The following is a 24,800-nucleotide window of genomic DNA, read 5'->3' as shown; positions in this document are numbered from 1 at the left end:
TCAGGCGCCTTTGTTCAACGGCATATAGAGATCGCCGCCCTCGCGAAATTTCTCCGCCATGGCAGCCATGCCTTCCTTTTGCGCCTCGGCACGGATGTCGTGAGAGATCCGCATGGAGCAGAATTTCGGCCCGCACATCGAGCAGAAATGCGCCACCTTATGCGCTTCCTTGGGCAATGTTTCATCGTGGTAGAGACGCGCCGTTTCCGGGTCGAGCGACAGGTTGAACTGATCCTCCCAGCGAAACTCAAAACGCGCCCGTGACAACGCGTCATCGCGCAATTGAGCTGCGGGATGCCCCTTGGCAAGGTCAGCAGCGTGAGCGGCAATCTTGTAAGTGATCACGCCGACTTTGACATCGTCGCGGTTCGGCAGACCAAGGTGCTCTTTCGGCGTTACATAGCAAAGCATCGCCGTACCGAACCAGCCGATCATCGCGGCACCGATGCCGGACGTGATGTGATCATAACCGGGCGCAATATCCGTCGTGAGCGGTCCGAGCGTATAGAATGGCGCCTCGCCGCAAACTGCGAGCTGCTTGTTCATATTCTCTTTGATCTTGTGCATCGGCACATGGCCGGGGCCCTCGATCATCACCTGGCAATCCTTGGCCCATGCAATCTGGGTGAGTTCGCCAAGCGTTTCCAGTTCGGCGAATTGTGCCGCGTCATTCGCATCGGCGATCGAGCCGGGACGCAGTCCATCTCCCAGCGAAAAACTCACATCATAGGCACGGCAGATATCGCAGATCTCCTCGAAATGCTCATAGAGGAAGCTTTCGCGATGGTGGTGCAGGCACCACTTTGCCATGATCGAACCGCCGCGCGAGACAATGCCCGTGACGCGGTTCACGGTCAGCGGAATGTAATGCAATCGCACGCCGGCATGGATGGTGAAGTAATCTACCCCCTGCTCCGCCTGCTCGATCAGCGTGTCGCGATAAACCTCCCATGTGAGGTTCTCGGCAATGCCATCAACCTTTTCCAGCGCCTGATAGAGCGGCACCGTACCGATCGGCACCGGCGAATTCCGGATAATCCATTCGCGTATATTGTGAATATTGCGCCCGGTGGAGAGATCCATCACCGTGTCCGCGCCCCACCGCGTAGCCCAGACCATCTTTTCCACTTCCTCGGCCATCGAAGATGTCACTGCGGAATTGCCGATATTGGCGTTGATCTTGACCAGAAAGTTGCGCCCGATGATCATCGGCTCAAGCTCGGGATGATTGATATTGGCAGGAATGATTGCCCGGCCTCGCGCTATCTCTTCGCGGACGAATTCCGGTGTCACGTGATCGGGGATTGATGCCCCGAACGATTCGCCATCGCGCATCACACCATTCTTTGCACTCTCCCGGCCCAGATTTTCGCGGATCGCGACATACTCCATTTCCCGCGTGATGATACCTGCCCGTGCATAAGCAAGCTGGGTAACGGCTTTGCCGTCCTTTGCCTTCAACGGATTGTTGCGGATGGGAAATTCCGGCGTCAGCCGTTCGCCCGTGGCAAAGCCATTATCCGCCGGAATGACACGGCGGCCATCATAGGAATGGACATTACCCTGCGCGGCGAGCCAGCTTTCGCGAACACGCGGGATGCCCCTGGCAATATCGATTTCTGCTGACGGATCGCTATACGGACCTGACGAATCATAGACTGTGACGTTGGGCTCACCCGCAGTCGGATGAACCGCAATTTCGCGCATGGGGATGCGGATATCTGGATGAATGTGTCCGGTCTTGTAAATTTTGGTCGAGGCCGGCAGTGCTCCTGTCGAAACGGTCGGCGTGTTTGAAACAGTTGGATTAAAAACGGTCATCATCAGGTTCCTTTGCCCGCTCATGACCCCAAGGATCACCAGCCATTAAAAGTGTTGCTGCGACCTTTAGGCGTCCATCCAAACGGACGCATGGCGCAGCAAGTGCGTGGAAACCCAGTTCTGTGCCGGAAGGATGAAAGGAGTTCGCGAGTCTGAACAGAGACCGAGTGCCGAGACACTCTATGCGAAGACTTTTGCACCGTCCCTACGCCAGTATGAACTGGATCAGGTTCAACGGGTCACTGCGCTGCAAAAGCCAGCAGTATCTCAGCCCCTTGTCGGGACCCCCCTGGTGAATGTGTTTATGTGACCCGCTGATGACGCACTTGTCAAGCGGGTCAATAGATCACGAAGTGTGCAAAGGTTTGAGAGCCGTCGCCCACTTGAGCAATTCGGTCAGCATCGTCGTTGCACCGGTTTTCATCAGATCGCTTGGCTGGAACACGCCTTCGTCATTGATGAATTGCCGATAGTTCGCAACAGGCACACCTTCTGGGATAGGCATCATATGCAGGCCGGCGATCAGTCCCTTCACGGACTCAACGGAACGCAGCCCACCCGATACGCCACCATAGCTGACGAAACCCGCCGGCTTGTAGCTCCACTCCTGGAACAAATAGATCAACGCGTTCGTCAAGGACGGCGGGGCGTTGTAATCATATTCCGGCGTGACGAAGACATAAGCGTCGCCTGAATCGATGATCGCACTCCACTTCTTCGTGTGAGCGTGTTCATACTTCTTCATCTTGGGATGATTCGGTTCGTCGAAGATCGGCAGGTTAATCTCAACAAGGTCGATGAGAACAGGTTCAAAGCGGCCATCCTGCTTGGCAAATTCACTGAACCAGTTTGCAACCGCCGGACCACCGCGACCCGGCCGCGTGCTAGCTATGATGATATTGAGCTTGAGTGCCATTTCGACCTGTCTCCATACGGGATGATTCTGTGAGGTATGAATAGGAAGCCGCGGCCACAGCACAAGCAGGCACTTATTGGAAACCGGCTATATGGCTTCGGATGACCATCAAAATGAAGTTATCGAAAGGTTTTTAAAAACGAAAACCCGCTACGGCCTGGACCATGCGGGTTCTGTCGCGCTTATGAAATGACCGGATGAACCGGTCATGAATTATCGGTTGTTGAAGTCACTGCCATTGTTGCCAGCTGGACGGGCAACGCGTTCCTTCTTCTTTGGACCCGGCAACAGGCCTTCGCGCTGAGCCTGCTTGCGTGCAGCCTTGCGGGCACGGCTAACGGCTTCTGCTTTTTCACGGACACGGCGCTCGGATGGCTTTTCAAAAGCCTGGCGCGCCTTCATTTCGCGGAAGAGACCTTCCCGCTGCATCTTCTTCTTCAGGACCCGAAGGGCCTGTTCAACATTGTTATCACGGACGAGAACTTGCAATCGTTTTCCTTACCCATGCTTGTCTCGCCTTGCGGAAGGAGATGAGCCACAATCAGACAAGCGTTTGAAGAATTGCCACTACGGCAATCCGGAGAAGCGCGGACTCTATTCATTTCCGCGCCAAAAATCCAGTGCGCTCAAGCAATTTACTTGAGTATTCCTGCCACGACGCCAACTATTCTGGTGACTCAGCGGGGATAATTTTGTGATCCGACTGGATTGGCGAAATTTGGATTATGCAAGAGTCGAATCAGAGAATTCAGCTTGATGAGACAGCTGGTGTGGTTTTCGAGAACCGGCGCGCAGTGGACATTCTCGTCCATGAGCACCGGAAGCGCAGAAAATCGCATCAGATGGCCATCAGGGTGGATTCTCTCAAATCGCGGCAGTGATAATGATTTCAACCTTGTATTCCGGTGTTGCAAGCTTGGCTTCGCCCGTTGCACGCGCCGGGGTATCTGCCGGGTCGACCCAAGCATCCCAAACAGCATTCATCTCCCCGAAATCCTTCATGTCATCGAGCCAAATGATAGCTTGCAACAGCTTGGATTTGTCGGTGCCGGCTTCCTTGAGCAGGCGGTCGATCGAGGCCAGGACATCCTTGGTCTGCTCGGTTACGCTCTTGCCTGGACTGCCGACCTGGCCGGCGAGATAGGCCGTGTTGCCATGGACTACGACCTGGCTCATGCGTGGACCAACTTCAATACGGCGAATGCTCATGGAAATCTCCTCTAACGATTTGCTGGCAATCCGATACTTGCCCTGCGTGCATGAAAAAGGGCCATAAGGCCCTGTTTTCAAAGGATAGTGGCGTGGTTACAGATCTGGCCCTTGACCCGCGGATCGAGCACTAGGATTATTTGAACATCATAGCGCTTTGATTTTGAATGATTTTCTGCCCATAACGACGATCAATGGACATCAACAACAGTCGATTCGGCGCCACATTATTTGGCACATGCGGGAGAGTCAAATTTCACGTCCAGACATTCGACAGTGTTGTATAAATAAGTGCCTCGTTCGATTATCATTGCCGCATGGACCACCGGACTGTCATTGCATCGTTGACATCGGAGGAGCGCAATCGTCTGACCGCCAAATCAGACCTTGCGGGCCTTCTTCAACTCGCCTTCCATTGGGGCGCAATCATTCTTCTCGGATGGTTGATTGCCGTGAGGGCGCCTCTATGGCCGCTTTTGATGATACCGCAGGGCATTCTGGTCGTGTTCCTCTTTACCCTTCAACACGAGTCCGTCCACCGCACGCCATTCAGGACGGATTGGCTAAACGACTGCGTCGCGCGCGTCTGCAGCGTCCTGCTTGTGCTGCCCTCGGACTGGTTTCGTTATTTTCATCTGGCCCACCACCGCTTCACTCAGGATCCCGAGAACGATCCTGAGTTGATGTCCCCCAAGCCAGAAACCATGCGGCAATATCTCGTGCACCTGTCCGGCATTCCCGTTTGGTGGAGCCACATCAAGACGCTTGTGATAAACGCCTCGGGACATTGCAGCGATCCATTCGTGCCAGCAAAAGGTCATCGGAAAGTCCGCAGCGAGGCAGGAATGATGATTGCGGTCTATGTCTGCATGATCGCTGTCTCCGTCTACCTGCAGACGGCAGTCCTTGTGTATATATGGGTCCTGCCGGCGGTACTGGGACAACCTTTCCTGCGTATTTATCTTCTGGCCGAGCATGGCCGATGCCCCTATGTCGCCAACATGCTCGAGAACAGCAGGACAACCACTACGACTTGGCTGGTGCGCAAGCTTGCATGGAACATGCCTTATCATGCCGAACACCACGCCTATCCAAGTGTGCCTTTTTACAGACTGCCTGAATTCCATGCGTTAATCGAAACGCAGCTTAAACAGACCGAGGACGGCTACGTCCGGTTCCACACCAAATACATCGAGCAGATTCGTTGACGCTCGGCTCTCATTATCAAAGGGGTACACATGAGCAGCGCTTTTCCGGAGATCTATCTCGTTCGCCATGGAGAAACAGAATGGAGTGCCTCCGGCAAGCATACGGGTCGTACAGACATACCGCTGACACCGGTTGGGGAAGAGGCTGCTAGCCATATCGCCGCCCGTCTATCGGGCCTGACTTTCTCCGCTGTGTGGTCAAGTCCATCACAACGTGCTTCGAAGACGTGCGCGCTTGCTGGATTTGGCTCGCAGGCCGTGACGAAGGACGAATTGGCAGAGTGGGACTACGGGGCATATGAGGGATTGACGACGAAGCAGATTCTCGCCGAACATCCCGGATGGCGTCTGTTCCGAGATGGCTGTCCGCGCGGTGAACTGTCATCGGATGTGGGCGCACGGGCGGATTTGATTATTGGCCAGCTCCGCCAAACCGATGGCACGATTCTGATATTCTCGAGCTCTCATTTCTTGAGAGTCCTTGCAGCACGTTGGCTCGGATTACCACCTGAAGCTGGTGGACTGTTCGTCCTCGATACGGCGAGCATAAGTATCCTGGGCTATGAACACGACCTCACTGAACCCGTCATAAGAAGGTGGAATCAAAAGTGACTTGATTCCGCTGATTGAAGGGATTCCGGCGCCGGGCCCTCTTATGCAGATATATATCCATTGAAATGCCCATGATCATCTGATTACGTAAAGAGACGGCTGGACTTTTGGGGGAACCATGCCTTTTTCTCGAACGGAAGAACTGACCTATTCGTCCGCCGATTGGCAGATAATGGAGCACGCCTTTGCGCAAGCTTCGGCGCTGCTGAAGAGGTCGCCAAAGACCGATCCGCGCGCCAACCGGCTGGCACGAAATGTCATGATGTTTTTTGATCGGGGCATGCGTGATCCAGACCTCATCGCAGCCGTCGCTGCCAACCGGGAAATCAGCCTCGAGTTCAGGGACATAACCGAGGACGGCTCCAGACCAACGATGCGCGAAAGAGTGACCGCCGGACAAATTGCTGCGGCTTTGAGCTCGAACGATGTCAATTCTGGCAACGAGGATGACTCTGCCGAAAAGCGTTGAGTAGACGGCCTACAGGCACATGCGGGAAACAAACCTATGTTCATTCGGATCGTCGTTTGGCTGTTATTGTCTGTAGTTCTGAGCGCTTGCGCTTCCGTCGACTATTCAAAACTCCCGACCGGGAGCTTTGCCGGCAGTCTTTTCGTCATGTGGGTCGGCGAAGGAGGATCAAGCGGCGACGGGAGGTTCCTTTTCGTGCCCGATCCGGGCGACCCTCTGATTTTCCGGCGTTCCGATCCCCAACGCCCCGGTTCGGTCATTCGCCCTGGCTTGATGTATACGGATGGAGGGTCTATCCCCAAGATCGCCCAGGTCTTCAAAGGATTGTCTCCGTGGGGTTATGCGCCGGCATACATGATCCATGACTGGATCTTTACGGCCCGTCACTGCATCGTCGATGGTGAAGATAACGCGCGTTTCGACCAGGTCCGCGATGTGACGTTCCGCGATTCCGCCGAAATTTTGGGCGAAGCAATTCATGCTTTGATTGCAGAAAAACGGGTACAGTCTAACGATCTTGCCGCAGGTGCGGTCACCACAGCCGTTGATAGCTTTGTCGCCAAAAGATTGTGGGACGAGACCGGTGCTTGCAAGGATTTGATCGTCAAGCCCGAGGACGTGGCCGCGGCAGAAGCGGCAATCCCCGGCTCATCCCAACTAACCAGACGCAGCTTTCGCCTGCCGCAGGAGACAGCACCTGTCGCGACGCGACAGCGTGCAAGGATCATCTCTCAAATAAGGTTCTAGGATCTACACTCGCGTTGGCCGGATTCTCAGCCTGCAAACCGCGGCTCCGGTATACCTTTGATACCAAGCCCTGTTATCGCAAAAAGGCTGCCGCGCAAAACGCCATCTCCCGGAAATCTTGGCAAGGGCGGCTTTGCCATGGATGTCACATAGATGATATCCAGATCCGGACCGCCGAACATGATGCTGGTAACCTTCTTCACCGGCATGTCGATGACGCGGTCCACCGTTCCGTCGGGCCGGTAGCGGACAACCTTGCCGTCATAGACCTGCGCGTTCCAGAGGCAACCTTCCGCGTCGACCGTCGAGCCATCGGCGGCACCGCCTCTCGATGTGTCGATCTTGGTAAAGGTCCGGCGATTGGACACATTTCCCGTCGCCTGGTCATAGTCATAGACCCAAATCTCGCCCGACCATGAATCGGCGAAATAGAACAGGCTTCCATCCGGGCTCCAGCATGGACCATTGGAAACAATGATCCCATCATCGAGCTTGTGTATGCTGAGGTCAGGATCAACGCGATAAAGTGCGCCGTTCGGACCGCTCTCCATCGTGTCCATTGAGCCCGCAATAAACCTTCCCTGCTTGTCGACCTTGCCGTCATTGATGCGGTTTTCCGACTTGTCCGGTTCCGGGTCATGGATGAGTTCGACATCGCCTGTCTTGAAATCGAGCAGATGAAATCCGCGCGCCAATGACACGATGGCACCATTTCCATCTTTGCGCAGCGCCATCGAGCCGATCTTCATCGGCACATCCCAGGAGCGGATTTCCCGGCCATCGGCCGTCGCTCGAAATACGCGGCCATCAAAACTGTCGATCCAGTAAAGCCGCTGCTGTTCGACATCCCACAGCGGGCCTTCACCCAGTGTAGTCTTTACGTCCACCACCACATCGATTTTCATGTTTCCTCCCTCATCCCTTGAAACGCGGTTCCGGCAGACCGCGCACGCCGAGTCCATGCACGGCAAACATGCAGCCCGCCTCGCGTTCGCGGTGATATTGATTGTTGAACGGCCGGGCCATCGACGTGACATACGCGATATCGAGATCCGGGCCGCCGAACGTGATGCTCGTCGTCGATTGGACCGGCAGACCGACAATCCGGTCGATCACACCGTTCGGATCAAACCGGATGAGCCGTCCAGAATAGACCTCGACGCTCCAGACATATCCTTCCGCATCGACAGTCGCACCGTCTGGATAGCCGCGCAGATTATCAAAGCTCGTAAACACGCGCCGCGATCCGACCGTGCCCGACGCGGTGTCATAGCTATAGGCGTAGATCGCCTTCATGTGGCTGTCGGCGAAGTAGAGTGTCTTTCCATCGGGACTGAAACAGGGCCCGTTGGAGCAAATGATGCCCGTATCGAGCGTGTGCAGCGAAAGGTCCGGGTCAAGACGAAACAGCGTACCAACCGGGTCGCGCTCCTCGAAATCCATCGAACCGGCAACAAAGCGCCCTTGGCGGTCAACCTTTCCATCGTTGAGGCGCGGTCGAAGCTCGCCCGGATGGGTCTCATGCAACAGCTCGACGGCGCCCGTTTCAAAATTCAGCGTGTGAAACCCATTGCGCAACGAAACGATGGCACCGCCCTTTTCCCGCAATGCCAGCGAGCCGACCGGTTCCGGCAGGTTCCAGCTTTTGCGATCTCCACCCTTTGCATCGCAGGTATAGACCGCAGGTGCGTAGGAATCGATCCAGTAAAGCCGTTGTTCCTCAACGTCCCATAGCGGACCTTCGCCCAGCTGATTGCGATCTTCGCTGAAAACCTCGATCCGCAGCATCATCCCCTCCTAGAACGCGACCTTGTCGCCGCCCTTGAGTTGCAGGATCGCGCGCGCTTCGTCGGGGGTCGCCACTTCCATGCCGAGCCCCTCGATGATCTTGCGCGCGAGCAAAACCTGCTCGGCATTCGACTTTGCCAACTTGCCCTTACCCGCCCAAAGACTGTCTTCGAGGCCAACCCGAATGTTACCCCCGAGCGCGGCCGCCTGTGCAGCGATGCGAAGCTGGCTCGATCCTGCACCGAGCACCGACCAGCGATAGTTCTCACCGAAAAGCCGGTCTGCTGTGCGTTTCATATGCGCGACATCTTCGGGATGCGTACCGATCGCGCCCAGAAGCCCAAAAACCGACTGCACGAAGAATGGTGGCTTTACCAACCCACGATCGGCGAAATGCGCGAGATTGTAGAGATGCGCGATGTCGTAGCACTCGAACTCGAATCGCGTGCCGTTATCGTAGCAGGTCGCAAGAATATACTCTATGTCTTTGAAACTGTTGCGGAATACCAGATCGCGGGTGGCCTCCAGATGCGGCTTCTCCCAATCGAACTTGAACTCCTTATATTTGTCGACGAGGTGGTAGAGCCCAAAATTGATCGAACCCATATTGAGCGAAGCCACCTCCGGTTTGAAGGTTGCCGCCGGTTTGACCCGCTCCTCAACCTTCATGTAAGGGCTGCCGCCGGTGGTGATATTGATCGCGGCATTGGTGTTCTGCTTGATGCGCGGCAGGAATTTGGCGAATGCCTCCGGGGTTTGGTCCGGTTTGCCGGTTTCCGGATCGCGCGCGTGGAGATGCAGGATCGCGGCACCCGCCTCTGCTGCGGCGAGCGCTTCCTTCGCTATCTCGTCGGGCGTGATTGGCAGATAGGGCGACATTGTCGGCGTGTGGATCGCACCGGTTATGGCGCAGGTTATGATGACCTTGCCCTTTGCGCTCGAACCGCTTGTCACTCGTGTCGTCTCGCTCATTGTCCGAACTCCTGCGTTGATTTCTTCTTGTGCGCCGCAAGCGCCATGAGACGCCGGTCGCGCCAGACCTGGCGATCGACCAGCTGCTCCTGCGGCAGCTTTTCGCGCCGGCCGGCCTCGACGGTCTCGAGCACATCGCCCGCCCAGTCGACACGGCGCTGCATCTGCGGAAACAGCCGCTCGTAGATTATCTGATAGCGCTCGACATAGTCGCGCACGCCGCCCGGTGCGTTGAGATCGATCGTCTCAAATGGCCCCATGAACGACCAGCGGAGGGCAAGCCCGTCCCGAATGCCGATATCGACATCTTCGACTGTCGCATACCCGTCGGCCACCAAGCGAAAGGCTTCCTCGAGAAGGGCGCCCTGCATTCGGTTCATGATAAACCCGTCGAGTTCGCGTTTCATAACCAGCGGTGCATGACCCGCAGCAATCAAAAACGCACGAGTTCGTTCCACGACCTCGCCCGAGGTCCAGGGGGCCGGAACAACTTCGGCCGCAGGGATGAGATAGGGTGGATTGATCGGGTGGACCACGAGGCAACGCTGTCGGTTTTTCAGATGCTCGGTGAATTTCGATGGCAGCAAGGCCGACGTCGAGCTCGCTATAACCGCCGAGGCATCGGCATGTTCGTCGAGGAGCGAAAACACCTTGATCTTTGTTTCGAGATTCTCCGGGGTATTTTCCTGAATGTGGATTGCACCTTCCAGCGCCTTCGCCAAGTCAGTTTCAGCTACGATCCGCGACAGCACGGCTTCCGGCGAATTCCCGTTGAGCAGGTCGTTCCGCTCAAGGTCGGCGAGCACATCGGCAATGTAACCGCGGGCCTTGGCCACGGCGTCCGGCGCTTGGTCCCAAAGGCTCACCTGATAGCCCGCGCGCGCAAAACTGATGGCCCATGCTCTGCCGATGAAACCGCTGCCAATGATCGCTGTCTTTTGCATCACTACCTCACAGAGTTTCGACATTGCCATCAACGCCGAGCGACTGGCCCGAAATGTTGACACCGGCATTGGAAAGCAGAAAGGCGACCATGGTCGCGACATCGTAGGGACTGACCATCCGCCGCAGCGAAACGTTCTCAAGATAGCGCTCGGTCATTTCCTCATGCGAGATGCCCAGCTGCTTGGCCCGGTTGCTGATGACGTTTTCGATGCGCGGTCCCTCGACAATGCCAGGCAGGATCGCGTTGACGCGGATCGCATGCGGCCCGAGCTCCTTGGCGAGACTTTGGGTAAAACCTATCACCCCGAACTTGGCCGCCGAATATGGCGTGCGAAAAGCATAGCCGTGCTTGCCGGCCGCGGATGACATATTGACGATCGATCCGCCTCCGGATGCCTTGAGCATCGGCACGGCGCGCCGCGCGCAGAGGAACTGCCCGGTCAGGCAGATGTCGATACAGCGGCGCCAATCCTCGGTGCTGATCTCATCGACACCACCCGTCGGACCGGCAATGCCGGCATTGTTGATAAGCGCGTCGAGACCACCTAAGGAAGAGGACACCTCCTCGAACATCCGGTCGACATCGTCTTCGCGCGACACGTCAGCGAGCGTTGCGTGAGCCGGCGAAATGCTCTTCTGCGCCTCGTTCAGCAGCGATTGGGATATGTCGCAGATCGCGACGCGTGCGCCGAGCCGTGAAAGCGTTGCGGCAATTGCGTAGCCGATGCCTGAGGCTCCTGCGGTAACCAGCACTCGTTGATCGCGCAAACCACCCAGGAATTCTTCCGCAGATGCCGGAGCAATTTTATTCATCATTCGTCCTCCTAAGACCGCTTCTCACGAAGCGCCATAACTGCACCAAGCACCACAAGACCAAAGAGGATCGCCCGCGTAGCGTACGGCAAGGTCGTTCCCGCCAGGAACATTTGCAGTGCGGTGAGCAGCAACACCCCTCCCAGCATGCCGAGATAGTGACCACGTCCGCCGGTGATCAGTGCTCCACCGACCACCACCACCGCGATCGACGGCAGCAGATAATCGTCGCCCATGCCAAGACTTGCTTGCCCCGAGAAGCCCGTGAGCAATACCCCGACAAGCCCGGCGCAAAGACCTGAAAGCACATAGACAAGAATAAGCGTGCGTCCGACGGCGATGCCTGAAAGCTGCGCCGCGCGTAGTCCATTGCCAATGCCGTAGACCCTGCGGCCGAAGGCTGTCCTGCCGAGCAACAACACGGCGGCGACAATGAACAGCACCATGAATGGGACGACCGGCGTTACAGCCCAGATTTTGCCCGTCATGAACCAGCGGAGCATCGGCGATGAAAATCCCGCTGGCGTTCCTTGCGAATAGACCAGCGCGACCCCCTGCAGGATGCCGTTCATTGCCAGGGTCATGACGATCGGCGATATACCAAGCACGACGATACCTATGCCGTTGATGAAGCCAATGAGGCAAGCGATGAGAAGAACGGCGGGCAAAGCGTAGACGAGAGCCGCGTCGGAACCATTGACGATACCTGCGAGCAGGATGCCCGCTATGCCGATAGTCCAGGGAACCGAGAGGTCGAGGCCACCAGTCAGGATCACCGTCCCCTGCCCCAAAGCCAGTATGGCGAGGAAGGTGGACAGAACTGCCAGCGAGTTCCAGTAGGTCGGGTTCAGGATCGCCCGGCCGAGCCAGAGTTGAGTCACTATGACAACGGCGAGCAGACACAAATACGCAGGCAGCGCATAGCGGATCGTCTCGCTGTTGCGCGAAAGGAATGACGACGCTACCGGTTTGCCTTCGGCCGAGGATGGCATCTTCATCCGCCGGTCGGTGCGGTCGAGCTGCGAGGGCAGCAGGCCCTGACGCCAGGCGTTGTACTGCGCTCGCGCACCGCGCAGCTGTTTGGCGAGGGTCGAACTATACGAGATCGACCCAGCGAGGACTGCAAGGATCAGGATGGTTCCTTCCGCGATGGTCGAATAGTAGGCCGACACATTGAGGACGAGGAGAATATTCACGACCATCATGAGGATATAGGCGCCGAAGACGGTGCCGAGCGGTCCCCCGCGTCCGCCGCCGAGGCGCGTGCCACCAACGACCACGGCCGCGAACATTGACAGGAGCAGCGGATTGCCAACCAGTGGATCGGCGCTGCCCGTCTGCGCGCTGATGAAGACGCCGGCCAACCCATAGCAGCCGCCAGCGATGACATAGACCAGGAATTTGGTGAGCTTGACCCTCACACCAATGGCGGCAGCCGCATCAGGATCGCTGCCGACCGCATAGATCGCCGTACCGAACCGCGTGTTCTTCAGCCAGAGCCAGGCGAGAAGAACGACCCCGATCACCACCAGCGGCATGGGCAGCCAGCCGGGTATGGCGTCACCAAGATAAAACGTGCCGAGGTCAGGTGCGACGAAGCCACCGGGCTTGTCCATTACCAGCAGCGTCAGACCCTGGATGATGAACATGGTCGACAGCGTGACCACGATGGGTTGCAACCGAAAGAATGCGATGAAAACGCCGTTGAAGGCGCCGGTCAGCATGCCAACGCCGATTCCGACACAGGTCCAATACACGACGCTTGTCTGTGCCGCCGCTGGGTCCATGCCTTGCGCCAACACCACATTGACCAGCGAAATCACCGCCCCGGCCGACAGATCGAAACCGCCGGAAAGAACGACGATCGTTTGTCCGATTGCAGCAATCGCCGACGTTGCTCCGCCGCTCGAAAGGAACGAAACGTCAAAATAGCTGAGGGGTCCGCTGCTGACAAAATCTACCAAACCAAGCAGGCCAAGAAACACGGCGATGGCGATGAGTACGCTGCGCCGCTCAGGCGACATGTTGAACAGGGAAGTCCAGTTACGGCTCGTGACAGTCGAGGTCGTCATCGTCATTCGGCGGCCTCTTTTGCTGCGCTGTCATGGCCAAGGGCTGGCCGCATGATCGATGCTTCAGTCAGTTGATCGCGCGACAGCGATGCCGCAATCCGCCCGTCATAAAGAACCAGAACCCGGTCGCACAAATGCACGAGCTCTGGAATTTCGGTCGAATGCAAAAGGATCGAACCTCCAGCGTCTGTGAAATTGCGCATCATGACGTAAAGTTCGTGCTTGGTGCCGACATCGATACCGCGCGTCGGATCGAACAGCAGCAGGATACGGCTTTGGGCGACAAGCCATTTGGCGATTGCAATTTTCTGCTGGTTGCCTCCGGAGAAAGCACCCGCCCTGGTCCAGAGCGCGCGCTGATCAACCTCGACCGTACCGAAAGCAGAACGCACCGCCTGGCGTTCAAGATCACTTTGTATCAGTCCAAATCGTGAGAACCTGTCAATCACCGGCAAGGATGCATTGAGCGTTCCGCTAAGCTTCAGGAACAGGCCCTCCGTCTTTCGGTCTTCAGGCACCAGCCCGATCGCAATATTGGGCTTGAGCGCATCTGCAGGCGAACCAAACCGGACCCTGCGCCCATCGACAAGGATATCGCCATGGCTCACCTGCGTCATGCCAAAACACGTCAGGAAGAGGTCGAGCTGGCCCATGCCCTGCAAGCCGGCAACGCCGAGGATTTCGCCTTTCCGCAAATCGAAACTCGCATCGCGCAGCTTGTGGCCGGCCTGCAAATTGCGGACGCCCAACACCGGCGCACCAAATGCGGCATCGCTTTTGGGCCGCGCCGGGAAAGTCTGGGCTATCGACCGGCCGACAATGCTTTCGATAACTTGTCCGTCAGTAATGGAGGCAACTGGGCACGTGGTGATGTGCCGGCCGTTGCGCAAGATAGTCAGCGTATCGCAGAAGGCTCGCACCTCGCGCATACGATGCGTGATGAAAACGATGGTCGTGCCAGCCGACTTCAGCTTCGCGATGATCCGGCCCAGCCATTCAACGTCGCTGCCCGCAAGCGTCGATGTTGGCTCGTCCAGGAGAAGAATTCGTGGCTTGCGGTAAAGCGCGCGGGCAATTTCTATCTTTTGCTGGATGGCAAGGTCGAGCGTGCCGACTTCAGCATCGAGATCGACCGCAAACTCGATCTCCTGCAAATGTTGCGCTATGGCCTGACGCGCCGCAGACCGCTTGATCATGCCGGTTATCCCCATCGGCGCATAGGGCATCAGCATATTGTCGAGCACCGTCAAGTCCTTGACCAGCGTCATTTCCTGAAACGCGGTCTGGACGCCGAGCCCATGCGCCGCCCTTGGGGCATTGAGCGCTGCTCTTTCGCCAAAGACCGATATGTGCCCCTCGTCGGGCCGCAGCAGTCCCGATAGCAACTTGACAATCGTGGATTTGCCCGCACCGTTTTCGCCAAGCAAAGCATGGGTGCTTCCAGGCTCGACGCGGAAGGATACGCCATCGACGGCAACCGTGGCGCCAAACGCCTTGCGAATATCGGTCACTTCAATGGCGGATTGTTCGAATGGAGAATTCATCCCACCGGTCCTGCTCAAATCATCGGGATAAGCCAAATTGCGCGGAGCGGTAGCCACTCCGCGCAAGCCTGCGCTTAGTTCTCGGGTTGACCGACCAATGCTGCATTAAGACCGATTTCGGGCGTCTTTTCCGAGAAGATCGACGCAAACCAGCCCGGATTGGAGACGATGGACGGCTTGAATGCGTTGCAGCCGTCTTTCATTTCTTGCCACGTACCTTCCTGGCAGAGCTTGATGGTCTCGTTGGTGACCAGAGGCAGCGGCAGTACAGTCTTCTTCGGCACTTCCTTGCCTTCGATCGCATCGACGGCAAGCTTCAGCGCGAGAGCGCCCGAATATGGCGGTGACGCATAGGAAATGCGCGGCGCGCCCAAGGGTGCATAGGGAGATGTCGCACCCTCGGCTTCGGTTCCTGCCGGCAGCATCTGGATACGTCCGCCATTCGACCCCTCGCCTGCGCATGGAAGAAGCTGCTCGGGCTTCTTGCCTGCTTCGAGCTGCATCGAATTTGCGGTAAAGCAGCCGACCTGCATCCAAAGTCCGTTGATGTCGTCCCAGTTGCGGGTTGCGAGGATCTTCGAGAGTTCGGTGCGTGCGACAGCCTGGCTCCACATGCCAACTGCTTCGCCGACGATCTTGATATCAGGATGTTTGGCGAAGACTTCCTTGGCCGCCTTCGTACGAAGATTGTCGACCGATGTTCCGGGCACGCCGGTAATCGCAATGATATTGCCCTTGCCGTTGAGCTTCTTGACCAGCCATTCCGCTGTCACGCGGCCGGCTTCTTCCTGATCGATCGCTATATTATAGGCGCAGGGCTCGGTGATCTCGCCATCATAGGCGAATACCTTGACGCCCTTGTCGCAGGCATTCTTGACGACCTGGTTGAGCGCGGTCGGCGAAATCGGGAAAATGACAATGGCTTCAGCACTGGCCTGGACCATGGCGTTGATCTGTTGAATCTGCCGTTGCGCATTGGGTCCGGCAACCTGGACTTGCAGGTCGACCTTGTCGGCGTAATTCTTGTGGGCTGCCATGGCCTTGACCATGTTGGCGGCTTCAGCCTGCCAGTCATTGCCGATAAAGCTCATGCTCAGAAAAATCTTGTGTTTTTCCGCAGCGTCGGCGTGGCCGATCATGGCCATGCTTGACACGAGACAGGCGCAAGCGGCTGCGCGCCGGATGATCGATCCAATTCCCATTATAGTTCCTCCCTCACACAGGAAAACATCTCCGAGCGGGCTCCTCTTCCCTCTCGTCGTTCCTTCAGTCAACCCTAGCACCATTTGATCAAAGATCAATGATGAAATACCATTGATCGTGCATAAGATTTGTTAGATAAGGAGAAACTCTTGACGCGCTGTGGTGGACGCTGCATTCCACATAAAAGGGCACCCGCCGCGAAAAAGGTGAACAATGGCTGAAGCCGGCTACAGGAGACCAGGTGTTGAGATTCTCCCGCTTTCCAAGGAGACGCTGCAGGACCGCGTCTATCGCCAGATTGCCAGCCTGATACTCGAAGGCGGCATTGTTCCGGGCGAAATGGTTCCCGTGCAAAGCCTTGCCGATGCTTTCGGCGTCAGCGCCATGCCGGTGCGGGAAGCTTTGCGGCGGCTGACGGCGGCCAATGCGCTGACCGTGGTTTCCGGGCGCTCCATCGGCATACCGCGGTTGAGCCGGGCCAAGCTCACCGATCTGCGCAATGTTCGCATCGAGATCGAGGCGCTTGCCGGCAAATGGGCTGCCGAGCGCATCGAGGATAGCGAACTCGAAACCCTGCGCTCCCTGCTGAAAGCACTGGAAAAAGCCAACGCCTCTGGCGATATCAAATCATACCTGCGGGCGAACTACGCGTTCCATTTCTCGATTTACCAGGCGGCGAAATCGGAAAGCATTCTCAACATCATCGAGAATCTTTGGCTGCAGGTCAGCCCGTACTTCAACATGCTCCACGATTCCGGCAATTACACCAAAGCCAACGAGCATCATCAGTCGATGTTCACCGCGCTATGCGCTCACGATGGAAAGGCCGTCGAGGCCGCGATACAAGCCGATATCGATGCCGCCTATGATGTGCTCGTGGATTTGGTGAGCTGAGGTCCGGCTTCATTGATACCAAAAGCCAACTCCGGAGCTTGAAGCTCCGAAGTCAACTATTTGGTTTTTTTAGTAAATTTGGTGGGCACAGTAGGGATCGAACCTACGACCCGCTGATTAAGAGTCAGCTGCTCTACCAACTGAGCTATGTGCCCGTCAGCCGTTTGGCGGCGACAAGTGAGGGCTCTATAACGGGGCAAATCTTGCCTGTCCAGCCCTTCTTGAAAACTTTGTGACGGCTTTTCACCGGAACAACGTCCGGTTGAGGCCTATACGAACAGCCGCCCTTCCGCGACCCTGATCGCCGAGCCCCCGATGCGTCCCCCGGTCAGCTTCTGGTCGACGATATCCAGCTCGAGCTGCAGGCGCGATGGCCGTCCCATTTCATATCCCTGTTCGATCGACAGGCGCAGGACGCCATCCAGCGGTTCGTCGAACGCATGAATTGCACCGGCAAACGCCGCCGTAGCAGAACCCGTCGCTGGATCTTCATAGGTGCCCTCATCGCTCACGAACATGCGCGAGTGAAAATGGCTGTCATGCAGCATTGTTTCGCGGCAATAGGCATAGACCGGCAGCTGGCGATGACCGATCGTCGGCGCCACGTCCTTCATCGCGATCTGGTTGATCACGATGCGCCCCGCCGCCTCAAGTCCATGCACTGGCACCAGCATGAAGGGTACGCCCGCATCCCAGATGCTCGGAACATGATTCTCGAAGCCGATTTCCTTTGGCTCGAGCCGCAACGCGTTGGCGATGGCGATCTTGTCGTATTTATAGAGGATTCTCTGCGGCAGCTTCGGCAGATCGAACTCGGCGAAGGCGCCGTTTTCGCTTAGCTTGACGCCGCAGCGAACGGGTCCAACCTGCTCCTCCAGGATGATCAGCGCGTCCTGAGTATCCCTGACTTCGCCAAATCGATTCTGCGCCAGGGCGACTGCGGTCCCGACGGTCGGATGTCCCGCAAACGGCATTTCATAATCGGGCGTAAAAATACGCGCCCAAGCCGTATGCGCCGAGTTCTTTGCTGGCAGGACGAAAACAGTTTCGGAAAGATTGAACTCCCGCGCGATCCGCTGCATGGCAATATCGTCGAGGCCGTCTGCATCGTGCACGATCGCCAGTGGATTTCCCGCCAGCACCTCGTCGGTGAAGACGTCATAGACCTCGTAGCGGCGACCGGCCATTTGCTCTCTCCCTATTAGCGTCCGGAAAAAATAGAGTAAGGTAGCCTCCGTACAAGTCAAACCTTGTGACGGTGACATTAGCGTGCAGGCGGATCCTAACCTTGGCGAAAATGCCAGTCGGCAAATGTGCGAAATGTCCAGGGCGTCGCCTCGCCCATTTCCTCCGCGGCGGAAATCGCAGTGATGTCGTCCAGCTCGGAATCCTCTTCAGCCGCGATGTGGCCGCGAATATGCTCCAGCAGCGCCTCTCCACTCATATCGAAATAGTGACGCCGGAACAAAGCGATGCTGCGACTGGCAGTGACAAGGTATAATCGATCGTCGCGCCTTCCGGCCCCGGAGAGCCTGACGCCGGTTTCCTCGTCGACTTCCCGGTGCATGTTGGCGTCAATATCGATGAAATCGCCCGCCACATCCTCCTCGTCGAATGAACCTGCCGGAAAATAAATGCGGCCCGCTGCCGATGTCGAAGCGGCCATGCGCCCGGCGATCAACCTGTTATCCCCTGAAACGATCACGCCGACGGCAAAAATATGCCAAGGCTTCACGTTTCTTGTATCGGCCTTCCAGTGCATCATCGTCGCAAATCGCGTGCGATGATATCGCGCCTCGAACGCCTCGTCCGCCACTCCCGCCTCTTCAGCCATGAAAAATGGCCCATTGAAGATGGCCGGATTGGCAGCCGTCGCGCTGACCCAGCCAGCGGCAATTGCCGCCTCATTTGAAATTCCATATTCAAGCGGCGCACTGTCGATGCGGATCACCGCGTTGTTGATCGGGATGACGGTCTTCTCTGGAATATCATGCATTACTCAAACCATACTCAAAGTTACGGAAACGGGGCAATGATCGCTGGCTTTCGGGCGATCCCAGCCGATGCGCGGAAAGAGCTCCACCTTTTGATCGGGCGGAAAGATCGTCCGGTAAGGCTGGCCACGGCGGATAATATCCGGTACCGCATGGGCATTGCTGCGCACGAGCGCCGGTGAGGCGAGAATATAGTCGAGCTGGCACAGATGCCGCTCTTCTGGTCCGCGCGTGTGATAAAGCGTCCAGCGATCCATCACCGGCCGCCGTTCCACCAGATTCTCGCAAAATCCGTCATTGAGCAAAGTGTCGAGACTGCTGATTGGCTCGCTTACTGGCGCGAAGGTATATCCAACCAGCGAATCCCCGCCGATGACCACTCTCTCGCGATAGTCGTTGAAGTCGCCGCAAATCACCCAGCGCTTGCTCGCCGCCCCGCCGCTTGTCGCAAACTTGTCCTCGATGATCCGGCGGACCGCTGTCGCTTCCGCCACCCGTACAGGCATGGTCGATGCGCGCCCATCCATGCCGTTGCGCGGCGAACCCATCGACTTGAAATGACTGACGAAAAGCGTCAGCGTCTTGCCGCCGATGCGTACATCGATTTCCAGGCAATCACGCTTGAAGATACGTTCATGCGGTTCGATTCCCAGCAGCGCCAGTTCGGGAGTGTGAATTCCAAGATCATTATAGGTGAGATGTGCGTGGCTGGTCATGCCTGTAAATTCGATGGGCTCGCCGTAGCGGGTCTGATCGCGCATAAGCACAGCCACGTCGATGCCACGGCTGTCATTGCCTTCGACCATAAATTTGTGCCGGTAGCCCTCTCCGACCATCTTGAACAGATAGCCAAACTCGAAGGCGTTCAACGCGCCGATGTTGTCTACCTCCTGCAGGCAGAGAATATCCGCATGGGTTTCGGCGATCGCCAGCGCGGTCAATTGCCGCGTGTCGTCGGCGTAGGCAATCGCCCGCCCCTGTTCAAGCTGACGGTATTGTTCCTCATCCTCTATCTGGAACAACTGCAGCGTCCGGTCCTTGTTGAGATTGTTCTTGAACCCCGAAAAATCGAAACGATTCATGAGGTTTTCGACATTGAAAGTAGCGATGCGAACGGACATGCGGAAACTCGAGCGTTGAACCATGTGACGGGAACGACGTTCCCCTTGACGAGAACCTAGAGCAATTCCAGGAAAAGTGCGAAGCGGTTTTCTGTCCGGAATTGCGTAAAAAGGGTTAGAGCAATTCCGTGATTCGCAGAAACGGAAATGCTCCAGGGTCTTGTTGAGATTCATGTCAGGGCGAGGCGAAAACGGTGGGTTTCGAGCACCGGAGCGCAGCGTACATTTTGGTACGTGAGCACCGGAGCGCAGAAAAACGCCGTTTGCAGGCCGCCATGGCGTGAATATCGACGGACCCTGGCCAGTGGCGATCCACGCGACAAGTCCTTATATGTATGTATTCGGGATCAGGACAGAACGATGATGAAAGCCTTGAAGATCATATTCGCGGCCCTCGGCTTTATTCTGACAACCCAGCTTGTCAGCGTATCCGCGCAGGAAATCCGGGGCTACCGCCCGGTGCCGCGCGGGCTCGATGCGGTCCCGAGAAAGCCCTATATTCCGGGCAGCGGCACTCCGTCCAATCCTGCTTTGCGCGACTGTACCGGATCCGCCCGGTGCTATGATTTTCGCGTTCATCGCCCAATCGGCCCATCCGGCCGGACACAGGTGCAACGTTGTCGCGCGCAATACCAGTCCTATCGGGCTTTCGACAATACCTATCAGCCTTTCACCGGCCCACGACGCCGCTGTGATCTGTAGAACCTGTTCGAAGCAGCCGAAGCGACCGCGAGTCATAGATCGCCTCGGCGTTTGGCGCGTAGCGCAGGCGCGCCGCGCTATCTCCACCAAATACGAGAACATAATCGTAGGAGTTCTTGAGTGTTTCATATGCCGGCGGTGCTGCAGCCGGATCGTCGGTTCGCGCCAGCGCGGCTAGTGAGGCATAAGGTCCGCGGTAGGCAACCCAGAATGGCTGGAACGGCCAGATGTAGAAATTTGACAGGAATGCTGAGCCGTCGATGACACTCCAGGCGCCGGCATGGGCCGAAATCGAGGAGGCAGTGGTTTCGCCATGATCCAGCGTAACCGTGGCAATCCTTGAGCCCCCGGGAACCTGACGCAAGGCGCTTCTGACGCGTCCGTACTCTCCATCTCGCATTCCCCACTCATAAGTCGTCTCCAAACTGATCAGAAATACAACCGACGCAATTACCGCCAGCGCGGCGCTCGGCATCCACCTACTGCGCTCCGTGGCTTCCAACCCACACCACGCAAGGAGGCAACAAGCGGGGATCAGTCTGATGTCGACTAGATTCGACCCGAACCCGGACGGTGGCAGCAAAGCGATCGCAATAGCAAGCAGTCCCGCCATCCATCGTGCTGGAGTGACCAGCCGTAGCGCACCACTTCGAAAACTGAAATAGAGCGCCAGGACCAGAGGTAAGCCGATCGCAATCTGTGCGAGCAGATAGCCGGAAACACCTATCCCCGGTGCTAGGAATACAAGCATCATCTTATAGACGATCGATATGCCCATTCCGGTGTAGGGGCTCGGTGCCGGTATATAGCTTCCCGCTGAATTCGACGACACCAGCACATGCAGGATGGCTGCCGGCACGAACTGCATCAGTGTCAAGACCAGGGAGCGCCATGCGAAGAGGCTTCGGCGGCGGGCGAGACTCAATTCATATCCGACGACACAGATACCGTAGATGCCCAAGGCACTCAAATGGCATAGATACAGTACGACACAACCTGCCGAGAAGACCATCAAGCGGCGAGCTCCGGCCGGCCTGTCCGCGATGATCCAAGCTGATAGAAGCCAGAAGGCGACACCAACGCCAAAGAGGTAGTTCAACAGGCCTAGCTGGAACATCGCGTTGTTGGCAAACACCAACACACCAAGCAGCAGATAGCTGAAGCGGCCGGTGATGGCGCGACCAACCATGACGGCGCCAGTGGTCAACAGCAATGTTGAAAGCGAGGCGAAGAGCTTGAGTGCGAGCGAAAGGCTCATCCATCTCGCCAGTCCCGGTACGATGACCTCCATCGCCAGGTTGGTGCCGATCTGCAGATCGCGAAGTTCGTAGTAGCGCTGCAGCGTCCCGGACTGCGAAAGATGCATCAGTGTATGTATGCGGGCCAGATGGTTTGGAAAGTCTGTGATGTCGGGGTACTGCACCCAATAGAGCGGAAACTGCGTCACGGCGAATAACGCCAGAAACCAGCACGCGAAGTTTCGCGCTGGAAGTGTTCCGGTGTTAATCGGCAGTCCTCCGTGGTGATCTGTCGGCAAGGCGGCAGACGCCGACGCAATCACAGACATGTCGCTCGTGTATTGGCCGGCCGCTTCATGTCCATTTCGCGTTCATCCAATCAGATATTGATCTCCAGCGTCTAAGCCCGCAAGCTTGTCTGGAACTGGATGTGACTGGCGAACCGCTTAAGCGAATTAATGTAGTGGAGTTGTCACCGCACGAAAGGGCCGGTCGATCGCTCCACCGGCCTTGCAGGTAAATTAAAGACTGCTTGAGAATTCGTCCCGATGAATCAGCTGGTGTGATTTTCGAGAACCGGCGCGCAGCGGACTTTTGGGTCCGTGAGCACCGGAAGTCGAGAAAATTGCATCAGATGGCCATCGGGGCGGATTGGCATAGGTCTTTTTAGTTTTTGGCCTTGTCGACGAGTTTGTTGCTGCCGATCCACGGCATCATGCCGCGCAGTTTTTCGCCGACTTCTTCGATCTGGTGCTTGTCGTTGTTGCGACGGATGGCCTTGAAGCGCGATGCGCCGGCCTTGTATTCCTGCATCCAGTCAGAAGTGAACTTGCCCGTCTGAATGTCCGTCAGGATGCGCTTCATCTCGGCCTTGGTTTCTGACGTGATGATGCGCGGACCGGAAACATATTCGCCCCACTCCGCAGTGTTGGAGATCGAGTAGTTCATGTTGGCAATGCCGCCTTCATAAATCAGATCGACGATGAGCTTCACTTCGTGCAGGCATTCGAAATAGGCCATTTCCGGCGCGTATCCAGCTTCGACGAGCGTCTCGAAACCCGCGCGGATCAGTTCGACGAGGCCGCCGCAGAGAACAACCTGTTCGCCGAAGAGATCGGTTTCGCATTCTTCACGGAAATTGGTTTCGATGACGCCCGAACGGCCGCCGCCAACGCCGCAAGCGTAGGACAGAGCGAGGTCATGTGCATTGCCTGACGCATCCTGGTGGATGGCAATCAGGCAAGGAACGCCGCCGCCCTTCTGGTATTCGCCGCGAACCGTATGGCCCGGGCCCTTTGGCGCGATCATGACCACGTCGACCGACTTCTTCGGCTCGATAAGACCAAAATGCACATTGAGACCGTGGGCGAAAGCGATCGCTGCGCCGTCGCGGATATTGTCGGCAATATGATCTTTATAGATGTCGGCCTGGAGTTCGTCCGGCGTCGCCATCATCATGAGATCGGCCCATTTCGCGGCATCAGCCACATTGACGACCTGAAAGCCATCCGCTTCGGCCTTTTTGGCAGTAGCCGAACCCTGGCGAAGCGCGATGCGCACGTCCTTGGCGCCGCTGTCCTTCAGGTTGAGTGCATGGGCACGCCCCTGCGAACCATAGCCGATGATTGCAACCTTCTTCGATTTGATGAGGTTGATGTCCGCATCGCGGTCATAATATACGCGCATTGATTTATTCCTTCCAATGTGAGGACCTAGTGGCCACCTGCGGCCGCTTTTGCTCCGTAAAGAGCCAGAAACTGTTGTGTCGCGCGAAGGGAATCCCGTTCGATCGACGCATCAGTCAATTCCAGCCGGTCACCAAGCAGCAACCGGATTTGCATGTCCCGGACAACCAGTCCGAAAAAGGTGCGAAACGCTTCATCTGTCTCGCTAAAATGCAGCAGGCCAGTATCGCGACCAAGCTCCAGCAATGGCTTGAGCCGGCGAGCCATGGCGAAGGGTCCGTTCTCCAGAACGATCACGCCAAGGTCGTGCTTGTCGCTCCCGGCATGACCAACTGCCACGCGGTTAAGCGCCACGGATATGGTCCCGGAAAGGACGTGCAGCCAATCTGAGGCGAAACGCTGGAGACCAGCTGTCAGCGAAGCAAGATCGAATGCCTCGGGATTCACCGGGACGGCCCTTACCTTCGAGGCCTGCCATTGGACCGTGGCTGTGAGCAGTCCATCACGGTCGCCGAACCATTTGTAGAGGCTCTCCTTGGAACAGCTGGCGCGGCGCGCGACGCTGGTCATGGTCAGCGCGTCACCCGCTTCGACCAGGAGTGCAAGCGCAGCATCAAGGACGTCCTTCTGACGCTCGGTCAATGCGTTCTCGCTAACGTCAACCGCCAATTGCACCATCAACTCCCCAACCGTACCGTACCGTACGTTACGGCAGAGGTTCTAATACGGTGCAAGGTCTTTGGCAAGGTCAAAACGAGGCAATTTCTCGTTCTGCCCGATCAATTCTGGCTCAAGAAAGTTCGTAACCTACACAAGAACACCCGAAAACGAGACAAGAAACTGCGAA

The 24,800-nt window shown here is 57.0% G+C and carries 24 protein-coding genes, 1 tRNA gene and 1 riboswitch; of the genes, 6 read left to right on the top strand and 19 right to left on the bottom strand.

The features are described 5' to 3' along the window. From thiC to N8E88_RS24455, 4 genes are all read right to left on the bottom strand, one after another. Complete coding sequence (gene thiC / locus N8E88_RS24470; RefSeq protein WP_262292855.1) at positions 1 to 1,824, bottom strand: phosphomethylpyrimidine synthase ThiC; 1,824 nt, start codon at positions 1,822 to 1,824, stop codon at positions 1 to 3. A gap of 181 nt (positions 1,825 to 2,005) precedes the next feature. Beyond that, a riboswitch (TPP riboswitch) is annotated at positions 2,006 to 2,122 on the bottom strand. A 45-nt stretch (positions 2,123 to 2,167) separates the two neighbouring features. Next, positions 2,168 to 2,737: an NADPH-dependent FMN reductase gene (locus tag N8E88_RS24465; RefSeq protein ID WP_262292854.1), complete on the bottom strand. Its 570-nt coding sequence runs from the start codon at positions 2,735 to 2,737 to the stop codon at positions 2,168 to 2,170. A gap of 213 nt (positions 2,738 to 2,950) precedes the next feature. Continuing rightward, a complete protein-coding gene (rpsU, locus tag N8E88_RS24460; RefSeq protein ID WP_114428684.1) occupies positions 2,951 to 3,226 on the bottom strand; it encodes a 30S ribosomal protein S21 in 276 nt (91 codons plus the stop codon). Between the two features lie 375 nt (positions 3,227 to 3,601). Next, positions 3,602 to 3,946 (bottom strand): RidA family protein, encoded by a 345-nt coding sequence (locus N8E88_RS24455; RefSeq protein ID WP_262292853.1) that lies wholly within the window; start codon positions 3,944 to 3,946, stop codon positions 3,602 to 3,604. A 317-nt stretch (positions 3,947 to 4,263) separates the two neighbouring features. Here N8E88_RS24455 and N8E88_RS24450 point away from each other — a divergent pair, with 317 nt between their 5' ends. The 4 genes from N8E88_RS24450 to N8E88_RS24435 all read left to right on the top strand — a co-directional run bounded on the left by N8E88_RS24450 (position 4,264) and on the right by N8E88_RS24435 (position 6,982). Then, complete coding sequence (locus tag N8E88_RS24450) at positions 4,264 to 5,154, top strand: fatty acid desaturase family protein (RefSeq protein WP_262292852.1); 891 nt, start codon at positions 4,264 to 4,266, stop codon at positions 5,152 to 5,154. Between the two features lie 30 nt (positions 5,155 to 5,184). Beyond that, positions 5,185 to 5,766 carry a histidine phosphatase family protein gene (locus N8E88_RS24445; protein ID WP_262292851.1) on the top strand — a complete coding sequence of 194 codons (582 nt, stop codon included), beginning with the start codon at positions 5,185 to 5,187 and terminating at the stop codon, positions 5,764 to 5,766. A gap of 118 nt (positions 5,767 to 5,884) precedes the next feature. Further along, positions 5,885 to 6,235 carry a hypothetical protein gene (locus tag N8E88_RS24440; RefSeq protein WP_262292850.1) on the top strand — a complete coding sequence of 117 codons (351 nt, stop codon included), beginning with the start codon at positions 5,885 to 5,887 and terminating at the stop codon, positions 6,233 to 6,235. 36 nt (positions 6,236 to 6,271) lie between these two features. After that, positions 6,272 to 6,982: a hypothetical protein gene (locus tag N8E88_RS24435; protein ID WP_262292849.1), complete on the top strand. Its 711-nt coding sequence runs from the start codon at positions 6,272 to 6,274 to the stop codon at positions 6,980 to 6,982. A gap of 26 nt (positions 6,983 to 7,008) precedes the next feature. Here N8E88_RS24435 and N8E88_RS24430 read toward each other — a convergent pair whose 3' ends face one another. From N8E88_RS24430 to N8E88_RS24395, 8 genes are all read right to left on the bottom strand, one after another. Continuing rightward, on the bottom strand, positions 7,009 to 7,887 hold the full coding sequence (locus N8E88_RS24430; protein ID WP_262292848.1) for an SMP-30/gluconolactonase/LRE family protein: 879 nt from the start codon (positions 7,885 to 7,887) through the stop codon (positions 7,009 to 7,011). Positions 7,888 to 7,897: 10 nt separating this feature from the next. Then, complete coding sequence (locus tag N8E88_RS24425) at positions 7,898 to 8,773, bottom strand: SMP-30/gluconolactonase/LRE family protein (protein WP_262292847.1); 876 nt, start codon at positions 8,771 to 8,773, stop codon at positions 7,898 to 7,900. 6 nt (positions 8,774 to 8,779) lie between these two features. Continuing rightward, positions 8,780 to 9,742, bottom strand: a complete 963-nt coding sequence (locus tag N8E88_RS24420) for a 3,5-dioxohexanoate:acetyl-CoA acetone transferase (RefSeq protein ID WP_262292846.1) — start codon at positions 9,740 to 9,742, stop codon at positions 8,780 to 8,782. Next, complete coding sequence (locus N8E88_RS24415) at positions 9,739 to 10,686, bottom strand: 3-hydroxyacyl-CoA dehydrogenase (protein ID WP_262292845.1); 948 nt, start codon at positions 10,684 to 10,686, stop codon at positions 9,739 to 9,741. The genes N8E88_RS24420 and N8E88_RS24415 overlap by 4 nt, the downstream gene beginning before the upstream one ends. Positions 10,687 to 10,693: 7 nt before the next feature. Further along, positions 10,694 to 11,500, bottom strand: coding sequence for an SDR family oxidoreductase (locus tag N8E88_RS24410; protein ID WP_262295607.1), 807 nt, complete (start codon positions 11,498 to 11,500; stop codon positions 10,694 to 10,696). Between the two features lie 11 nt (positions 11,501 to 11,511). After that, the gene (locus tag N8E88_RS24405; protein ID WP_262295606.1) at positions 11,512 to 13,524 is read right to left on the bottom strand and encodes an ABC transporter permease; all 2,013 of its coding nucleotides are present in this window, start codon (positions 13,522 to 13,524) and stop codon (positions 11,512 to 11,514) included. A 50-nt stretch (positions 13,525 to 13,574) separates the two neighbouring features. Next, positions 13,575 to 15,116 carry a sugar ABC transporter ATP-binding protein gene (locus N8E88_RS24400; RefSeq protein WP_262292844.1) on the bottom strand — a complete coding sequence of 514 codons (1,542 nt, stop codon included), beginning with the start codon at positions 15,114 to 15,116 and terminating at the stop codon, positions 13,575 to 13,577. 74 nt (positions 15,117 to 15,190) lie between these two features. Beyond that, positions 15,191 to 16,318: a sugar ABC transporter substrate-binding protein gene (locus tag N8E88_RS24395; protein WP_262292843.1), complete on the bottom strand. Its 1,128-nt coding sequence runs from the start codon at positions 16,316 to 16,318 to the stop codon at positions 15,191 to 15,193. 214 nt (positions 16,319 to 16,532) lie between these two features. On the opposite strand from N8E88_RS24395, the gene N8E88_RS24390 reads away from it, so the two are divergent. Beyond that, entirely contained in the window at positions 16,533 to 17,213 is a 681-nt protein-coding gene (locus tag N8E88_RS24390; RefSeq protein ID WP_262292842.1) for a GntR family transcriptional regulator, read from the top strand. A 79-nt stretch (positions 17,214 to 17,292) separates the two neighbouring features. Here the strand turns inward: N8E88_RS24390 and N8E88_RS24385 are convergent. The 4 genes from N8E88_RS24385 to N8E88_RS24370 all read right to left on the bottom strand — a co-directional run bounded on the left by N8E88_RS24385 (position 17,293) and on the right by N8E88_RS24370 (position 20,328). Continuing rightward, positions 17,293 to 17,368: transfer RNA gene (locus N8E88_RS24385), tRNA-Lys, on the bottom strand. A 114-nt stretch (positions 17,369 to 17,482) separates the two neighbouring features. Beyond that, positions 17,483 to 18,415, bottom strand: a complete 933-nt coding sequence (locus tag N8E88_RS24380; protein WP_262295605.1) for a PhzF family protein — start codon at positions 18,413 to 18,415, stop codon at positions 17,483 to 17,485. A gap of 80 nt (positions 18,416 to 18,495) precedes the next feature. Next, a complete protein-coding gene (locus tag N8E88_RS24375; RefSeq protein ID WP_262292841.1) occupies positions 18,496 to 19,209 on the bottom strand; it encodes an NUDIX hydrolase in 714 nt (237 codons plus the stop codon). Between the two features lie 3 nt (positions 19,210 to 19,212). Next, positions 19,213 to 20,328 (bottom strand): endonuclease/exonuclease/phosphatase family protein, encoded by a 1,116-nt coding sequence (locus tag N8E88_RS24370; RefSeq protein WP_262292840.1) that lies wholly within the window; start codon positions 20,326 to 20,328, stop codon positions 19,213 to 19,215. Positions 20,329 to 20,688: 360 nt separating this feature from the next. Between N8E88_RS24370 and N8E88_RS24365 the strand changes: the two genes are divergently transcribed. Further along, positions 20,689 to 21,030 (top strand): BA14K family protein, encoded by a 342-nt coding sequence (locus N8E88_RS24365; protein ID WP_262292839.1) that lies wholly within the window; start codon positions 20,689 to 20,691, stop codon positions 21,028 to 21,030. Here the strand turns inward: N8E88_RS24365 and N8E88_RS24360 are convergent. From N8E88_RS24360 to N8E88_RS24350, 3 genes are all read right to left on the bottom strand, one after another. After that, complete coding sequence (locus tag N8E88_RS24360) at positions 20,999 to 22,477, bottom strand: hypothetical protein (protein WP_262292838.1); 1,479 nt, start codon at positions 22,475 to 22,477, stop codon at positions 20,999 to 21,001. The two genes, N8E88_RS24365 and N8E88_RS24360, sit on opposite strands and share 32 nt — an antisense overlap. Positions 22,478 to 22,934: 457 nt before the next feature. Then, positions 22,935 to 23,954, bottom strand: a complete 1,020-nt coding sequence (gene ilvC / locus N8E88_RS24355) for a ketol-acid reductoisomerase (RefSeq protein ID WP_262292837.1) — start codon at positions 23,952 to 23,954, stop codon at positions 22,935 to 22,937. Positions 23,955 to 23,980: 26 nt separating this feature from the next. Beyond that, the gene (locus N8E88_RS24350; protein ID WP_262292836.1) at positions 23,981 to 24,631 is read right to left on the bottom strand and encodes a TetR/AcrR family transcriptional regulator; all 651 of its coding nucleotides are present in this window, start codon (positions 24,629 to 24,631) and stop codon (positions 23,981 to 23,983) included. Between the last annotated feature and the right edge of the window lie 169 nt (positions 24,632 to 24,800).

This window comes from Phyllobacterium zundukense, assembly GCF_025452195.1.
GTDB lineage: Bacteria > Pseudomonadota > Alphaproteobacteria > Rhizobiales > Rhizobiaceae > Phyllobacterium > Phyllobacterium zundukense_A.
The sequence above is the reverse complement of the archived record's forward strand: the minus strand, read 5'-3'. Positions and strand labels throughout refer to the sequence as shown.

Bases quoted from the DNA above. Each gene is read 5' to 3' on its own strand.
- N8E88_RS24375 (WP_262292841.1), bottom strand. From the start codon at position 19,209: ATGCATGATATTCCAGAGAAGACCGTCATCCCGATCAACAACGCGGTG.
- N8E88_RS24430 (WP_262292848.1), bottom strand. From the start codon at position 7,887: ATGAAAATCGATGTGGTGGTGGACGTAAAGACTACACTGGGTGAAGGC.
- N8E88_RS24405 (WP_262295606.1), bottom strand. From the start codon at position 13,524: ATGTCGCCTGAGCGGCGCAGCGTACTCATCGCCATCGCCGTGTTTCTT.
- N8E88_RS24410 (WP_262295607.1), bottom strand. From the start codon at position 11,500: ATGAATAAAATTGCTCCGGCATCTGCGGAAGAATTCCTGGGTGGTTTG.
- N8E88_RS24350 (WP_262292836.1), bottom strand. From the start codon at position 24,631: ATGGTGCAATTGGCGGTTGACGTTAGCGAGAACGCATTGACCGAGCGT.
- N8E88_RS24455 (WP_262292853.1), bottom strand. From the start codon at position 3,946: ATGAGCATTCGCCGTATTGAAGTTGGTCCACGCATGAGCCAGGTCGTA.
- ilvC (WP_262292837.1), bottom strand. From the start codon at position 23,954: ATGCGCGTATATTATGACCGCGATGCGGACATCAACCTCATCAAATCG.
- N8E88_RS24435 (WP_262292849.1), top strand. From the start codon at position 6,272: ATGTTCATTCGGATCGTCGTTTGGCTGTTATTGTCTGTAGTTCTGAGC.
- N8E88_RS24440 (WP_262292850.1), top strand. From the start codon at position 5,885: ATGCCTTTTTCTCGAACGGAAGAACTGACCTATTCGTCCGCCGATTGG.
- N8E88_RS24400 (WP_262292844.1), bottom strand. From the start codon at position 15,116: ATGAATTCTCCATTCGAACAATCCGCCATTGAAGTGACCGATATTCGC.
- N8E88_RS24390 (WP_262292842.1), top strand. From the start codon at position 16,533: ATGGCTGAAGCCGGCTACAGGAGACCAGGTGTTGAGATTCTCCCGCTT.
- N8E88_RS24395 (WP_262292843.1), bottom strand. From the start codon at position 16,318: ATGGGAATTGGATCGATCATCCGGCGCGCAGCCGCTTGCGCCTGTCTC.
- N8E88_RS24445 (WP_262292851.1), top strand. From the start codon at position 5,185: ATGAGCAGCGCTTTTCCGGAGATCTATCTCGTTCGCCATGGAGAAACA.
- N8E88_RS24425 (WP_262292847.1), bottom strand. From the start codon at position 8,773: ATGATGCTGCGGATCGAGGTTTTCAGCGAAGATCGCAATCAGCTGGGC.
- N8E88_RS24415 (WP_262292845.1), bottom strand. From the start codon at position 10,686: ATGCAAAAGACAGCGATCATTGGCAGCGGTTTCATCGGCAGAGCATGG.
- N8E88_RS24370 (WP_262292840.1), bottom strand. From the start codon at position 20,328: ATGTCCGTTCGCATCGCTACTTTCAATGTCGAAAACCTCATGAATCGT.
- thiC (WP_262292855.1), bottom strand. From the start codon at position 1,824: ATGATGACCGTTTTTAATCCAACTGTTTCAAACACGCCGACCGTTTCG.
- N8E88_RS24365 (WP_262292839.1), top strand. From the start codon at position 20,689: ATGATGAAAGCCTTGAAGATCATATTCGCGGCCCTCGGCTTTATTCTG.
- N8E88_RS24465 (WP_262292854.1), bottom strand. From the start codon at position 2,737: ATGGCACTCAAGCTCAATATCATCATAGCTAGCACGCGGCCGGGTCGC.
- N8E88_RS24450 (WP_262292852.1), top strand. From the start codon at position 4,264: ATGGACCACCGGACTGTCATTGCATCGTTGACATCGGAGGAGCGCAAT.
- N8E88_RS24420 (WP_262292846.1), bottom strand. From the start codon at position 9,742: ATGAGCGAGACGACACGAGTGACAAGCGGTTCGAGCGCAAAGGGCAAG.